11 protein-coding genes are annotated in these 14,502 nt (G+C 67.7%); 5 read left to right on the forward strand and 6 right to left on the reverse strand.

Annotated elements, in window-relative coordinates; genetic code table 11:
• Positions 1-203 precede the first annotated feature (203 nt).
• A complete protein-coding gene (locus ACSMXW_RS11295; RefSeq protein WP_485805747.1) occupies positions 204-1,139 on the reverse strand; it encodes an aldo/keto reductase in 936 nt (311 codons plus the stop codon).
• Between the two features lie 479 nt (positions 1,140-1,618).
• Here ACSMXW_RS11295 and ACSMXW_RS11300 point away from each other — a divergent pair, with 479 nt between their 5' ends.
• Complete coding sequence (locus ACSMXW_RS11300) at positions 1,619-3,838, forward strand: S8 family serine peptidase (RefSeq protein WP_485805749.1); 2,220 nt, start codon at positions 1,619-1,621, stop codon at positions 3,836-3,838.
• A gap of 75 nt (positions 3,839-3,913) precedes the next feature.
• On the opposite strand, the gene ACSMXW_RS11305 is transcribed toward ACSMXW_RS11300, so the two are convergent.
• From ACSMXW_RS11305 to ACSMXW_RS11315, 3 genes are read right to left on the reverse strand one after another with little or no spacing between them, the layout of a single operon-like run.
• Complete coding sequence (locus ACSMXW_RS11305; RefSeq protein WP_485805751.1) at positions 3,914-4,810, reverse strand: carbohydrate ABC transporter permease; 897 nt, start codon at positions 4,808-4,810, stop codon at positions 3,914-3,916.
• A gap of 1 nt (position 4,811) precedes the next feature.
• A complete protein-coding gene (locus ACSMXW_RS11310; protein ID WP_485805753.1) occupies positions 4,812-5,714 on the reverse strand; it encodes a carbohydrate ABC transporter permease in 903 nt (300 codons plus the stop codon).
• Entirely contained in the window at positions 5,711-7,036 is a 1,326-nt protein-coding gene (locus ACSMXW_RS11315) for an extracellular solute-binding protein (protein WP_485805755.1), read from the reverse strand. Before ACSMXW_RS11315 ends, ACSMXW_RS11310 begins: the two co-directional genes overlap by 4 nt.
• 425 nt (positions 7,037-7,461) lie before the next feature.
• Here ACSMXW_RS11315 and ACSMXW_RS11320 point away from each other — a divergent pair, with 425 nt between their 5' ends.
• Together ACSMXW_RS11320 and ACSMXW_RS11325 are read left to right on the forward strand one after the other, a co-directional pair.
• The gene (locus tag ACSMXW_RS11320; protein WP_485805756.1) at positions 7,462-8,490 is read left to right on the forward strand and encodes a LacI family DNA-binding transcriptional regulator; all 1,029 of its coding nucleotides are present in this window, start codon (positions 7,462-7,464) and stop codon (positions 8,488-8,490) included.
• Positions 8,491-8,672: 182 nt separating this feature from the next.
• Complete coding sequence (locus ACSMXW_RS11325) at positions 8,673-9,938, forward strand: cytochrome P450 family protein (protein ID WP_485805758.1); 1,266 nt, start codon at positions 8,673-8,675, stop codon at positions 9,936-9,938.
• A gap of 404 nt (positions 9,939-10,342) precedes the next feature.
• Here ACSMXW_RS11325 and ACSMXW_RS11330 read toward each other — a convergent pair whose 3' ends face one another.
• Together ACSMXW_RS11330 and ACSMXW_RS11335 are read right to left on the reverse strand one after the other, a co-directional pair.
• Positions 10,343-10,486 carry a hypothetical protein gene (locus ACSMXW_RS11330; RefSeq protein WP_485805760.1) on the reverse strand — a complete coding sequence of 48 codons (144 nt, stop codon included), beginning with the start codon at positions 10,484-10,486 and terminating at the stop codon, positions 10,343-10,345.
• Positions 10,487-11,086: 600 nt separating this feature from the next.
• On the reverse strand, positions 11,087-11,779 hold the full coding sequence (locus tag ACSMXW_RS11335) for a HesA/MoeB/ThiF family protein (protein ID WP_485805762.1): 693 nt from the start codon (positions 11,777-11,779) through the stop codon (positions 11,087-11,089).
• A gap of 180 nt (positions 11,780-11,959) precedes the next feature.
• On the opposite strand from ACSMXW_RS11335, the gene ACSMXW_RS11340 reads away from it, so the two are divergent.
• Positions 11,960-12,394 carry a DUF6228 family protein gene (locus ACSMXW_RS11340; RefSeq protein ID WP_485805763.1) on the forward strand — a complete coding sequence of 145 codons (435 nt, stop codon included), beginning with the start codon at positions 11,960-11,962 and terminating at the stop codon, positions 12,392-12,394.
• A gap of 1,348 nt (positions 12,395-13,742) precedes the next feature.
• The gene (locus tag ACSMXW_RS11345) at positions 13,743-14,501 is read left to right on the forward strand and encodes an NUDIX hydrolase (RefSeq protein ID WP_485805765.1); all 759 of its coding nucleotides are present in this window, start codon (positions 13,743-13,745) and stop codon (positions 14,499-14,501) included.
• Position 14,502 lies beyond the last annotated feature (1 nt).

Raw genomic sequence — 14,502 nt, forward strand, 5'->3', positions numbered from 1 at the left:
GCCCACATCCGGCAGACCGTTCCCCGACGAGCCCCGCACCTGCTTGTCGTACAGCATGAGCGCGCTCTGCCTGAAGGTGCAGCTCTACCGTCTGGTGGGCGTGCTTGATCACGTCGGCGTGGGCGTCAGGAACGATCCCACGCGCGGCCGCCTCCGCCGTCGGACTCGCAAGGCCACCGGGTCAGCGCCTCAGCCCCACGGATTCAGGGGACGAGGTGGCCCGCGGAGCGGAACAGTTCGTACCACTCGGCCCTGGTGAGTCGCAGTTCGGAGCCCTGGGCGGCGCCCGCGACGCGCTCCGGGTTGGTGGTGCCGAGCACGACCTGCATCTGAGCGGGGTGGCGGGTGATCCAGGCAGTCGCGATCGCGACGGCTGGGACGTCGTACCGGCCCGCGAGGCGGTCGATGACGGCGTTGAGCTCGGGGTAGTCCGGCGAGCCGAGGAAGGCACCCGTGAAGAAACCGGCTTGGAAGGGAGACCACGCCTGGATGGTGATGTCGTTCACACGGCAGTAGTCGACGATCCCTCCGCCGTCGAGGGTGGCCGACTGCTGCTCCGCGAGCATGTTCGCGGCGACTCCCTGAGCGATGATCGGCTCGTGTGTGATCGAGAGCTGAAGCTGGTTGGCCACGATGGGCTGACGCACGTACCTGCGCAGCAGGTCGATCTGGCGTGGGGTGTGGTTGGAGACACCGAAGGCGCGCACCTTGCCCGAGGCTTCGAGCTCATCGAAGGCGCGAGCCACCTCTTCAGGCTCGACAAGCGCGTCGGGACGGTGCAGCAGGAGGATGTCGATGCGGTCGGTCCGCAGGGCCGCGAGTGAGCCCTCGACCGATTCGACGATGTGCTCGTAAGAGAAATCGAAGTACGGTCCGTCCGTCACGATTCCCGCCTTGGTCTGGATCGTTATCTCGTCGCGCTGCGACGGGCTCAGCGCCATCGCGTCAGCGAAACGACGTTCACAATCGTGCAGCTCGCGGCCGTAGACGTCGGCGTGGTCAACGAAGTCGATGCCCGCATCGCGCGCGGTGCGGACGAGTTCGCGGACCTCGTCGTCGGTCTTGTCGGCGATACGCATCAGGCCGAGTACGACGTTCGGGGCGAGGATGTCGGTGCCGGGCATGGTGAAGGTCTTCACGATCGTTTTCCTTTCAGAAGTTCAGATCTGCACAGTACAAGCGCGGCCGCTCTGCGCCTGAGGGGCGGAGGATCCCTCGGTGGCGAGGGCGAGCCCGTCGGCAAGCAGCGAGTCCCGGATGCTCGCGGGACGCGATGCACCGGGGCCGGGACGCCGGGACGGCAGGCCGCGACGGCAGGCACCGGGGATCGGGGATCGGGGATCGGGAGCACGATGAGAGCACGTACGGATCCCGGCCCGGCGCCTCGCCGCTCGCCCGCCTCCTCGGCATCGAGTCCAACGAGCGCGACACGCGCTCCCTCTCGCCGCCCGCATCGACCGGGCCGGCACAGCCCAGCCCACCCGGGGCCTCGGCGGATGAGCAGACAGGGCTCACGTGCGCCACGTCAGGGATCGTCACGGCCTATGGTGCTCACCTCCACCATAGATAGATAATGTACATGCCAGTTCCGGCGCAATCGATCTTGGAAGGGGTCGTAGTGCCGAACACAGAACGCGTGAAGCCGGCGCTGATCGCGGCGCTGATACCCATAGTCGTGCTCGGCGTCGTCGCGCAGCCGGCGATGGGGCAGGTGCGCGTGCCACCGCCGATCAAGACCTACGAGGGCGATCCCGGCCGACTCGGTGACGCGGCGAGCTGGCGTACTCCTGAGTTCAACCGGGACGCCGGCCTGGTGTCGATGGGAGCCGAATTCGCCTACGCCGCCGGCTACTCCGGCACCGGTATGAACATCGGCGTCGTCGACTCGGGCGTCTTCGCCGGGCACATCCGGGAGCACGGCAGCCTGGACACGAACTACGCGGTCGGAGACCGCTACTTCTCAGTGGAGGCCCAGGGCGGCCGCACGGGCCCCACGCCGGGGTTCTACAACCCGGCGTTCAACGACAGCCACGGCACCCACGTCAGCGGGACCATCGGTGCGAGCCGCGACGGCGTCGGCGAGACGCAACCGTCCGGGCCGGATGCCAACATGCACGGCGTCGCGTTCGACAGCAACGTGTACATGGGCAACACGGGCAAGACGGACGGCGTGCTCTACGGTCTCCTGCCGGCGGACGCGACCGCCGCGCAGACGCCGGACGACGCCTACATCGGCAACGTCTACCGGGCCGTGAACTCCGCCAGGACGGCGAACGGCGCGCCCATCAGGATCATCACCAGCAGTTGGGGGAGCCAGCCCAAAACGGAGAACTACAACGCGTACGACACGCCCCCCGGCAGCCCGGCGGGCTTCGGTCTGAACACGGCATGGCGCCTGATGTCCACACCGGACGGCGTCGTCGACGCGAACGGCAGCGCCGCCCGCTGGCTGGGCGGTGCCATCGAGGCCGCGCGCACCGGCACGGTCATCCAGTTCACCGCCGGCAACAGCGGCTACGCCAACCCGTCCCCGCGAGGCGCCGCGCCGTACTTCATGCCCGAGCTGGAAGGCACCTGGTACACGACGTCGGGGATCAACCCCGCCCAGGGGCGCACGTTCAACCCTGACGGCTCCGTCCTGGTCCCCGGCCAGCAGACGTTCAACCAGTGCGGCGTCGCGAAGTGGTCCTGCGTGACGGCACCGGCCAACAACATCAACAGCACGACCGTGTCGATCACCAACGGCGTGCCCGAGCCCCGTTACGGCAGTGCGTCGGGGACATCGATGGCCGGCCCGCACTCGGCGGCCGCACTGTCGTTGATCATGCAGCGTTTCCCGTACATGACCAACGAGCAGGCGCTCTACACGATGTTCACCACCGGCCGGCAGAACAACACGGTCAATGACGCGGCGGGCAACGCCGTGCTGAACCCCACCCGCGGCCAGCTCGTGCAGGTGCCGGACAGCCGCAACGGCTGGGGCACGGTCAGCCTGCGGGAGGCCATGAACGGCCCGGGCCAGCTCCTGGGGCCGTTCATCGTCGACACGCGGGGACACGACGACGTGTGGTCGAACGACATCTCGGACGTCGCGATCCGGGCCCGCCACCAGGAGGACGCCGCCGAGGCGGCCACCTGGGCGGCGACCAAGGCCGCCAAGGGCTGGACCAAGGGCCTGCCGGCCGGCGCGAGCGACGCCGACAAGTCGGACTACGCCATCGGGGTCCGACGTGAACAGGCCCGCAAAACCCGCGCCCACGAGGGCAGCCTCACGAAGCGTGGCGACGGCACCCTGTTCCTCACCGGCAGCGAGACCTGGCACGGGACGAGCACCGTCCTCGGCGGCGAACTCTCGGTCGTCGGCTCGCACGAGAGCGCCATCGACGTGCGCGGCGGAACGCTCGGCGGCAGCGGCACCGTGGGGGACGGCATCAACGTCGACCACGGCGTGCTGCGGCCCGGCCTCACGGCCGACGAAGCCGCGCAGCTCACCGGCGCTTCCGGCGCCGCAGGCGATGTCCTGGACGTAGGCGGGAACACGACCATCGGCAAGCGGGGCCGCGTCGCCGTCACGATCTCCGGCGACCGGGACTACACGAGCGTCCGGGCGGCGGGGAACCTGGTGCTGGACGGTGAGCTGGACCTGCGCGTGCGGGGCAAACCGACTCCGGGCACCGTGTTCACCATCATGAGCGGTAGCTCGATCAAGGGCGCCTTCCGCGCGCTGCCGGAGAACCGGGTCCTGAACGTGGACGGTTACCTGTTCCGGGTTTCCTACCAGCACAACCGCGTGACGCTGACCGCCATACGCGCGGTGCCGGAGAGCAACAGGCGGTAAGCCGTGACGCGTTGACTCAATAGGGTGGCGGGGCCGGTGGGGCGATGTACGGGTCCCGTGCCATGCTCGCGTCGATCACCGGCTGAACCCGGCGGTCAGACCGCTGAGTAGCTGACGGCGGCCGAACGCGTACAGGACCAGGACGGGCAGAATGGTGAGGACGACGGCGGCGAGAACGGCGGGGACATTGACCCCGTACTGGCCCTGGAAGGTCCACAGTGCGAGCGGCAGGGTCCGGCGGTCAGGACTCTGGGTGAGGATCAGCGGCAGCAGGAATCCGTTCCAGATGGTCAGTGCGTTGTAGATGGTCACGGTCAGGATGGCCGGCCGGGTGAGCGGTGCGGCCATCCGCCACAGTGTCGCCCACTCCGTGGCGCCGTCGACCCGCATCGAGTCGAACAGTTCCTTGGGTATGTCGCGGATGAAGTTGGAGAGCACCAGCACGGACAGCGGCATGGCGAAGGCGATCGACGGGAGGATCAGCGCCAGCAGGCTGTCGTACAGATGCAGCCTGATGATGATCAGGTAGACCGGGATCACCGTCGCCTGCAGCGGGATGGCCAGGCCCATGAGGAACAGCCCGTTCGTCGCCCGCAGGATCCTCATACGCCAGCCGCGCACGATCGCGTAGGCGGCCATGAAGGAGAACACGACCGCCGGCACCACCGCGCCGACGGTGACCACGACGGTGTTCACGAAGTAGCCGGTGAAGTCGGACTCGATGACCATCCGGTAGTTGTCCAGTGTGGGGTCACTCGAAGGCACCAGCGGGTTGCTCGCGTAGTAGTTGCTCTGGAGCTTGAGGCTGGTGATGAGAATCCAGTACAGGGGTAGGGCGACGACGACGAACCAGAGCCAGCCGGCCAGGCCGCCGGCCCAGTTGCGCCGGCGGGCCGACGGACGGGGATGGTGCCGCCGCTCGCGGTGGGTGGTCTTCTCCGGCCGCCCGGGCTTGGTCAGGGTGGTGGTCACGTCAGGCCCCTTCGAGTTGGCTCTCACCGGCGTCCCGGCCGCCGAGCCGGCGCAGCAGCAGGGCGAGGGCGAGGCCCACCAGGACCAGGATGACCGCGATGGCGCTGGCCGGTCCCATCAGGTTGGCCTGGAATCCCCGTTTGTACATGTCCAGCGCGAGGACCCGGGTGGCGTCTGAGGGCCCGCCCTCGGTCAGGACCCAGATGAGGTCGAAGAAGGTCAGCGACCCGACCACCATCAGCGTGGACGAGGTGATGATGGTGTATTTCAGCTGGGGCAGCGTGATGCCGAAGAACTGCCGGATCCGCCCTGCGCCGTCCAACTGCGCGGCCTCGTACAGGGACTGCGGAATCTGCTGGACACCGCCCTGGTAGATCAGTGAGTGGAACGGGATGAACTGCCAGGAGACGACGAAGATGACGACGCCGAACGCCAGCCCGGGCCGCCCCAGCCAGTCCTGGCTGAGCACCCCGATCCCCAGCCCGGCACCTAGCCCGAAATTGGGGTCCAGCAGGGCCTTGTAGGCGACCGCGATCGCCGCGGAGCTGAGCAGCAGCGGAACGAAGTACACCACCCCCAGCACCGCACGGTAGCGCTGGCGGCCGGCCAGGAACGTGCCGATCAGAATACTCAGCGGAGTCTGAACGGCCCAGGACGCCGCCATCACCAGGAACGTCACCCAGACGGCGTGCGGCAGCCCGGGGTCGGTCAGCACCGCACGCCAGCTGGTCAGCCCCGACGGGCGGATGGCGCCGATGCCGTCCCACGTGGTGAAGCTGAGCACGAAGACACCGACGAGCGGAATCACGGCGAAGCCGACGAAGAACACCAGCGCCGGCGCGGCGAGCCACGGCAGGATGCTGCGCGGGTCGCGACGCGGCGGATGGCCGGTGAGCGCGCTCATTTGCCGGTGGCCTTGTTGAGGTTGGCGGCGAACTGCTGCGGCGAGATGGACAGCTGGAACAGCTTCGCGATGTTGTCCAGGAGCGTCTCGGCGGCCGTCGGGCTGAGCGCCTGGTCCCAGGACTGGGCGAACACCTTGGCTTTGGTGGCGATGTCGTAGGTGAACTGCAGGAAGTCGGCGCTCTTGGACGCGGCCAGCAGCTTTTCCGTGCCCAGCCGGATCGGGACCGCCCCCGTGTCGATCCACTTCTTCACCTCGTCGTCCGTGAGGACGCCGGTGGCGAAGAAGTTCTTGGCGATCTTCTTCTGCTCGGCGCTGGCCTTCGAGGAGATGGACAGGTACATGGCGGGGTTGCCCACGGTGTCGCTCGGGTCGCCCTTGCCACCCTCGACGGGCGGGAAGTTCATGAAACCCAGCCCGCCGCCGGAGACGAAGTCCCCACCGTCGGTCTGCTGGATGCCGTACGACCAGGAGCCGTGCAGCATCATCGCGGCCTTGCCGGTGTACAGCAGTGCCTGGTCGGCGTTGGAGTCCGCGGTGATCGAGGAGAAGCCCTTGATGAACCCGTGGGCCTTGACCAACTCCTGCACCTTGGTCAGCGCCGTGATGGCGGCCGGGTTGGACCAGGCGTTCTTCTCGCCGTCGATGGCGGCCTGGAACAGCTCGGGACCGCCGATGCGGTCGAACAGGAACTCCAGCCACATCATGTTCGTCCACCGGGACTGGCCACCGAGGGAGAACGGCGCTATGCCCTTCGCGTTGAACTTGGGCACCAGCGCCATGATGTCGTCCCAGGACTCCGGGGGCTTGACGCCGACCTGGTCGAACACCTTCTTGTTGTAGTACAGGACGACCGGCTGCACGGTCTCGCACGGCATCGCGTAGATCTTGCCGTTGACGGTCGCCGGGCCGAACGAGGACGGCAGCAGCCGCTTCTTGACCGCGGAGTGCTCGTCGAACCACGAGGTGAGGTCATCGACCTGGCCCGCCGCCACATAGGAGCGCAGCGTCCCGCCGGCCCAGCCGTAGATGAGGGTGGGCGCCTGCCCGGCGCCTATGGCGGTCCTGATCTTCGTCTTGTATGCGTCGTTCTGGAAGGTGGTGGTTTTGAGCTGCCCCTTGGGGTTGGCCTTGTTGAACGCCTCCACCGCACTGGCTCTGACGCCTTCCTGCGGCTGACCGTTCAGGTACCAGTACGTGGCTTCCTCGCTGTTGCTGCCGCTCCTGCTGGGACCGGAGGTCCCGCAGGCCGCCAGCGCCGCGGAGACCGGCGCGCCGGCGGCCAGGGCGAGGAGGGTACGTCGAGAGAGGCGGATCGCCATGTCTGTTCTCCGCACTCGAGAGCCGTCGGCTTCTCGTGAGTCGTGGTGAAAACGTTTCGAAAACTCAGCCCTTTTTTGCTGCGTGAGTGAAAGTTAGATTTCGGGCTCATGCCTGTCAAGGCGTTGCGAGCGAGCTGTCAGCTCTCAGCCAGGCTCCGCATTATCGAGCGAACGCGACTCTTGAGAAGCCTCGGAAGAGATTGAAAGTGTTTCGAAAATTGTGGAGACCAAGGGAGAGGCAGGAGAGGACGTGCCCAGCCTCGCCGAGCCCAGCATGATCCAGATAGAGGCTCCGGGCCGAGGCGCTCGTCGACGCCTCCTCGGACGAGCCGCTGCCGGGTTGCCGTAAGGTTGACCGGCCTCACCTGCGTGCCGGCCCGACCGGCGGCTCACCACACTGGTGGACGTACATCTGGAAGGAACCGATGCCACCGAACGCCAGGCGTGCCACTTTGGCGACCATCGCCCGTGCGGCTGGGGTCTCCGTCGCGACCGTGTCCAAAGTGGTCAACGATCGCGGTGACGTGGCGCCGGAGACCCGTGCCCGGGTCCAGGAACTGCTGCGACAGCACGAGTACCTTGCGCCCGTGTTCCGCCACACCAGGGCCGTGGAAAGACCCACCATCGAGGTGCAGTTCAAGGGCGAGCTCAAGTCGTACGTGGCCGAGGCCCTGGAAGGCATCGTCGACTCCGCCGCCGAACTGGGGGCCTCGGTGGTGATCAGCAAGGCGTCCAGCGCCCCGCACTGGGCCCGGGACCTGGTCTCAGCCGGGCGCCGCGCCCTCATCGCGGTCACCAGCGTGTACACCACCGGGCACCTGCACGAGCTGGCCCGGGCCGGGCTGCCGCTGGTCGTGTTGGACCCGCTGCACCTGCCGGACAGCCGGGTCAAAAGCGTCGGGGCGACCAACTTCGCCGGCGGCCTGGCCGCGACCCGGCACCTGCTCTCCCTCGGTCACCGCCGCGTCGCCTATCTCGGCGGTCCGACCATGGCCGTGTGCAACCAGGCACGCATGCACGGCTACCGCACCGCCATGGAGGCGGAAGGGGTGCTGGTACCGGACGCCTACGTCCAGCCCGGAGAATTCACGTACGAGACCGGCCTGCTCGGCGCCGTGGCGCTGCTGGGCCTGGAAGAGCCACCGACGGCGATCTTCGCAGGCAACGACGAGATCGCCCTCGGTGTCATCGAGGCTGCCCGCGCCCGGGGCCTGCGCATTCCCGAAGACCTGAGCGTGGTCGGCTTCGACGACACGAGCCTCGCCCAGATGGCCTCACCGCCACTGACCACCGTGCGCCAGCCACTACGGGAGATGGGCGGTGCCGCCCTGCGCACCGCCCTGCGACTTGCAGGCGGCGAGAAGGTCGAGTCCCACCACATCGAACTCGCCACGGAACTCGTGGTGCGCGCCTCAACGGTGCCGCCGAGGGCAGAGACCACGGCGCACGAGTAGTGGCCGCACGGGCCGCCGTGAGCTGGTCGATCCGCCAAGGGCACGCTCACTCGCCGCCCACGAGGGAGAGGGTCGAACGCGCCCTCGTTCGGGTGAACCCCATCAGAGAGGGGCAAGGCACTCGGCGGCTGGTGCTTCGATGCAGCACAGGAGTGACCGACCGTGCGTGGAAGGGCTCGACCATGACCGTGCAGCAGCCTGAGGCCACCGGACCCGTCGAAACCGTCGACCTGTGCCACAAGGATCTCGTACGCGATCCGTTCGCCGGTTACGCGCGGATGCGGGAGGGAACCGGACTGGTGCGCGGTGTGGTGCCCGGCGTCGACCCGATGTGGGTCGTGACCCGGTACGAAGATGTCCGGATGGTGACGAGCGACCCGCGGTTCGTCATCGACGCGGCCAACGTCCCCGAGCGGCAGGTGCCACACCGCACGGAACAGACGTGGCAGGCCCGTGGCATGTTCGACGGGAACGAGAAGTATCTGCGGGCCGGGATGTTCGACGCCGACGGTCATGACCACCGCAGGCTGCGAGGGCTCGTCTCACGCGCTTTCTCGCCGCGTACCGTTGCGCGGATGCGGCCGAGGATCGAGACCATCGCCGGGGAGCTGCTGGACCGGTTGCCCGCCCATGCGCACGACGGTGTGGTCGACCTGGTCGAGCACTTCGCCAGGCCCCTGCCGGTCACCGTGATCTGCGACCTGATCGCCGTGCCCGAAGCGGACCGCGACCGGTGGCGCCACCGCAGCTGGGTCCTGTCCAGCGGCGTCTGCGGGCGGGAACTGGGCGAAGCGCTGAGCGGCATGGTCGAAGACGCCCACGCCCTGATCGAACTGCACCGCGCCCACCCGGGCCAGGACCTCCTCTCCGAGCTGATCACCGCACGGGAGGCCGACCGGATGACCACCGTGGAAATGGTCTCCCTCATCGCGAACCTGCTGGTTGCCGGGCATGTGACCACGGTCAATCTGATCGCCAACGGCACCGCGGCGCTGCTCGGCCACCCCGATCAGCTCGCCCTGCTGCGTGCCGACATGAGCCTGCTGCCGGACACCGTCGACGAACTCATGCGCTGGTGCGGCCCCGTGGTCCGCGCGCTTCCACGCTACGCGACACAGGATGTGACGGTCGGCGGGACGATGGTGCACAAGGGCGAGGCGGTGCTGCCGGTGCTGTGCGGCGCCAATCGCGATCCTCGTGTGTTCGCGGAAGAGGATCGCTTCGACATCACACGGGCGCGGAACGGACGCCACGAGACCCACCTCGGCTTCGGGCACGGAGCACACCGCTGCCTCGGCGCGCACCTGGCCCAGCAGGAGGCGGAAGTGGCCCTTGGCGCACTGCTGCGCCGCTTCCCGGACCTCGCGCTCGCCACCGCCCCGCACACCCTCGAACGCGGCACGAACCCCGTGACCTGGCACCTCAAGGCACTGCCCGTACGCGTATGAAACCGGTCCCTGCACGCCATGGCCCTGCTGTGGCCCTGCCGAGGCCATGGCTGCCTGGTCGTCCCATCGCACTCGATTCCGTGTCGGTCAGTACGCAGGGGATGAGCCCTGTACCCCGCCTCACCGCTCCCCCGGTGAACAGCCATCCGACGCCCGACCAGCCGGCCAGGCGCCGGATGGCGGCCCACGATGCGGGTGGCGTAGTCGTGGTGAAGAGCACTGGGTGTCGGTGACCGTGCCGCCGTTTTGCTTGTCCTTGATCGAGGTCACCGGTCCGGCGCCGGCGGATACCCTGCCGGCAACGAAGCAACACGAGCACTCATCCGGCCGCACCACCGAACACGCCCCCTGCACTGCATGGATGGTGTTTTCGGCATGCGCACAGCCCACATTTCCGGTGAGTACTACCGGGACCCCGTTATGCCCGCGGACCTGCGCGACTGGCGGTTGCGCCACCAGGTGATCATCCAAAGGACGTTGAGCACGTGGCGGGCGTAGGCGAGACCCTCGCCGTACAGGTCCCGGCAACCGGTGAGATCCTGCAGCACGAAGTACAGATCCGCGTATCCTGCCCTGCACGCCTGCGGCACGGGCGGTGACCAGGTGCGCCAGCTCGTGGGCCAGCAGCAGCGCCCATCCGGCTGCCGCCCCGGTGAGCAGGACCAGGCTGCCGTGTGGACTCCACAGTAGGTCTCGATAGCCCGGAAGTAGGTTGGGATGGCGGAACAGTACGACGACGGCAGCGGTCAGCAATACTCCGACAAGTATGGGCAGCACTGGGCTCAGGGCGAACCTGACATGGTGGGGGCGCAGCCAGGGCAGTGAAGCGCGTGCCGGTTCGGCGTCTGGAATCGGACAGTCCCCGATCCGGGCGACGAAGCCCAGAGCGGTCAGGTTCCTGACGAAGTCCGGGATATCGAGTTCCTCACCGGTCTCAGCACGCAGGATCTCCGCGGTGCAGCTCACGCTCAGGCCCTCACCCAGGAGTTCCACCGCGCGTGCCCCGGCCCGCGGCATGGCCACAAAGGTCCGGGTGATCATGCGGCCCACGATCCAATCGCCCCGATTCCGCCGGACCCTCGGATCGTGCAGCAGCACACGGGTCGCCGGCCCGATCCTGGCAGGGCCCTCCTCGGCCGCGGTGTCCGTCATGAGAGGTCCTGCGGTGCCGGATCTGCCGTCCGTCCCTGGTTCAGCGCTGATCCCGCACCGCAGGCGGGGCAGTCCGGGCGTCGTTCCGAGCGTTCCATGATCGCGTCGGCGGGCATCATGAGGTTGAGACCGAACCGGTATCCGGGATCGATATGCGGGATGCCACACGGCGGCATGAGGGCGGCGTGGGCCAGCAGACTGCCGGACAGGCCCGCGGTCACGGCGTTGACCGGATTCCACGGCATGCGGGGCGAGGCGAGATCCTCGTCCTGGCCGGGCGCGAGCCTCAGATCGCGCCGCTCGATCTCGGTGCTGCGCAGACACTCCCAGCACGCGCCCCGGCCCGGGGTGAAGACTCCGACGCTCACCAGGGGGCCGCGATAACCGGCTTCGGACCAGGACGTGCCCAGGGCGAGGCAGACCTGGTTGGCCCATCTGCGGATCTCGCCGGGACGGTCAGCGGCCAGCAGGAGTACGTCGTACCCCGACCCGTCACCGGGGCCACCGCAGGCTCCGGAGACAGCCGGGGCGCCGGTCAGTAGGTCTGTGAGATCGGCCGGTCCGCGTACCTCGCGGCGCTCGCCGGTGACCGTCGTGTCCGAGTTCAGGGCGCGTAACGCCGTCAGCGCGGCGTCGATCTCAGGCATACCGAGGTCACGCTCGCTGAAAAGTGTCTGCCGGTTGAGCAACGGACGTTGACCAGAGTTATCCGCTTGGTGGCTGCGTAGGTCAGAACGAAGAGCACTTTTCGGTGGGAGCTGGGAACAGCTGGTTGCTGCTGGACCTCCGAATGTTAATGAGAATTAGCAGCGGTCCCGGGCCACGAATCGTGATGTCGTCAACCTGTTGACGTCCGTATCCTTCGGCGGGTGAGTCTGATCGAGGTGGGTCCGGGGCAGGTCGAGCTCGTCGTGCGGGGGCCAGGGGCGCTGGCGACCTCTGTCCGGTTGTTCGACTGGTTGCGTGCGGATGAGTACGAGACCGTCTTCGCGGTGGAGGCCGTTGCTGATGGTGTACGTGCACGGCTGGAGGACGTGACTGTCACCGTCTGGGATGACATGAGCGAGTTCTTCGACGGCCTCGCACGCGACTTCCGTGGTTGGGAGGGGGAGAGGGCCTGGACCAACAACCACCTGGTCGTGACGGCGACCTTCGGCTCGGGTGGTCATGTGTATCTGAGCTGGACTCTTCGGTCCGGCTTCTTTCCCGGTGACTGGAAGTGCACGGTGACGACCGTGATCGAAGCCGGTGAAGGGATGACGGCTGTAGCTGCGGACCTGCGGGAATTCCTGCGCCAGGGGTAGGTCGCCCACGCTCGCTGCATGGTGTCGAAGCGGGCGGTACCTGGGTGCAGTTGACCCGCGATCTTCCTCCCCTCGCCGCGCCTTACTGGGCGTCTGCCGCGGAACTCAGCATTCCGGTCCAGCGCGCCACGTTCGACGCCCTGTACTGGGAAAATCCCGGCCCCGGGATCTACGTCCTGCCTCCGCCTGACAGCACCGACCGACTGGCCGCCGGGACCGAGAGCATCGGGCTGTCCACGTGGTGCGCACCGCAGGCTTACGGCGGAGTCACGGCGATCGTCGACGACGACGCCGCCTCCGGGGCTCCACCGCGACCTGGACGAACTCTTCACCGCGTGGTGCATGGACTTCGAGAAGGCCTTGCGGCTGCGCTGGGTACCCGTGCACCAACGGGTGGAACACCAGGCACGCACAGTCGTGGCAGCTGCCGAAGGCGCGCTGAAGACCCTGCGGTGAACGTCAGACGTTCATCCTGGATCGCGACAGCAAGGCCCTGTGCGCGGCGATGAGCACCCGCACCTTCGCCCGGCGCTTCAGGGCGGAGACCGGCCTGAGCCCCCGCACCCGAGCGGGTCAGCAACCAGGCAACCAACGGAAACGGCTACTCCGAGCACGACCCGAAAGAGCGGCACAGCAATGGAGACCACTTCCACAGCGGACATGGCCGTAGAGCTTCAAGATGGCTTCACAGGATCTGACCTGAGGTGTTGCACGGCCGGTCAGCTTCCGGGCGGTATTCGTTGATGAGGCCTGCGACGGCTGTTTGGCGTTCTGGTCCGGGGTGCCGGCAGGCGGATGACGCTCGGGCCGGTGGCATGCACGGCGACCGAGCCGACCGGAAGACCGAGCCTCGCCACGATGGCCCCCTGTGCGGTGATCGCGGCTTCAGCCTCGACCAGATCTCGGCGCGGTCGGACCGTGGGTCGGCGATGGCGTAGTTGGTCTCCAGCACGCTGTTGCCACGGAAGTGGAAGGTGAGCCTGCCCTCGCCACTCGGAGTCACCGGCGGGAGGCCGAGCGGGAGCTCGGCCACGGTGACGCCCGGCATGGCCCCGACCACGTCGGCGTTGGCCACGCGGCCGGCTGTGCCATTGATCGTTGGAGTTCAGCGGTGACCTTTCGTGCCCTGCTGCCGGCGGCCTTCCCGGCGACCCGGCGAGTGCGCCGATGCCGATGCTCCTGCCTGTTGGGGCCGGTGACGGCTCCGGCCTTGTTGGTGAGTCGGCGACGGCGGCGCCCAGTTCGGCGGCCGCGGCTTCGAGGAGCCTGTCGTTGAGGTGACCTGCCGCAGATGGCAGGTCGAGGAGATATATTGTCAATGTGACAGCAATCCGATACGGTCGACACCATGCGTGATGATTCCTGGTTGCCGCCGTCCGTTCTGCTCACAGTTGACCTGGTGATCCTGACGTTGCGTGAGGGCCAGTTGTGTGTCCTGCTGGTGGAGCGAGGCAAGGAGCCCTTTGCGGGTATGCAGGCGCTGCCCGGCGGCTTCCTCAACCACGTCGGTGAGGCGATCTCGGACGCTGCTCGCCGCGAGCTGGGCGAGGAGACGGCCGTGGATGCCGGACAGTTTCATCTTGAGCAGTTGGCCACCTACGGGGATCCGGGGCGTGATCCACGTGGGCGAGTCGTCTCCGTGGCGCATCTGGCGATCGCCCCTCGCCTTCCTGACCCGGTCGCGGGGACGGATGCCGCGGATGCCTCATGGGTCCCCGCGGAGGCGGTCCTCTCCGGACAGGTAAAGCTCGCTTTCGATCACGACCGGATAGTGACGGACGGAATTGAACGCGCGCGTACAAAGCTTGAATTCTCGGCGCTGGCCACGGCGTTCTGCGAAGATCCCTTCACTATTGCCGAGTTGCAGCAGGTGTACGAGGCAGTGTGGGGCGTCACGCTCGACACCCGGAATTTCTACCGGAAGGTCCAGGCCGTGGAAGGGTTCATAGTTCCGGCCGGAACGGAACGCAGGACCACGGTGGGGCGACCCGCGCGACTGTTCCGCGCGGGACCGACAACGGTGCTGTCGCCCCCGCTGGTCCGCCCTGTTCTGCCACTGGCAGAACAGCAGGCGGAAGAACCATCAGAAGAAGAGACGAAAGGATGAG

This window comes from Streptomyces sp. DSM 116793, assembly GCF_057320905.1.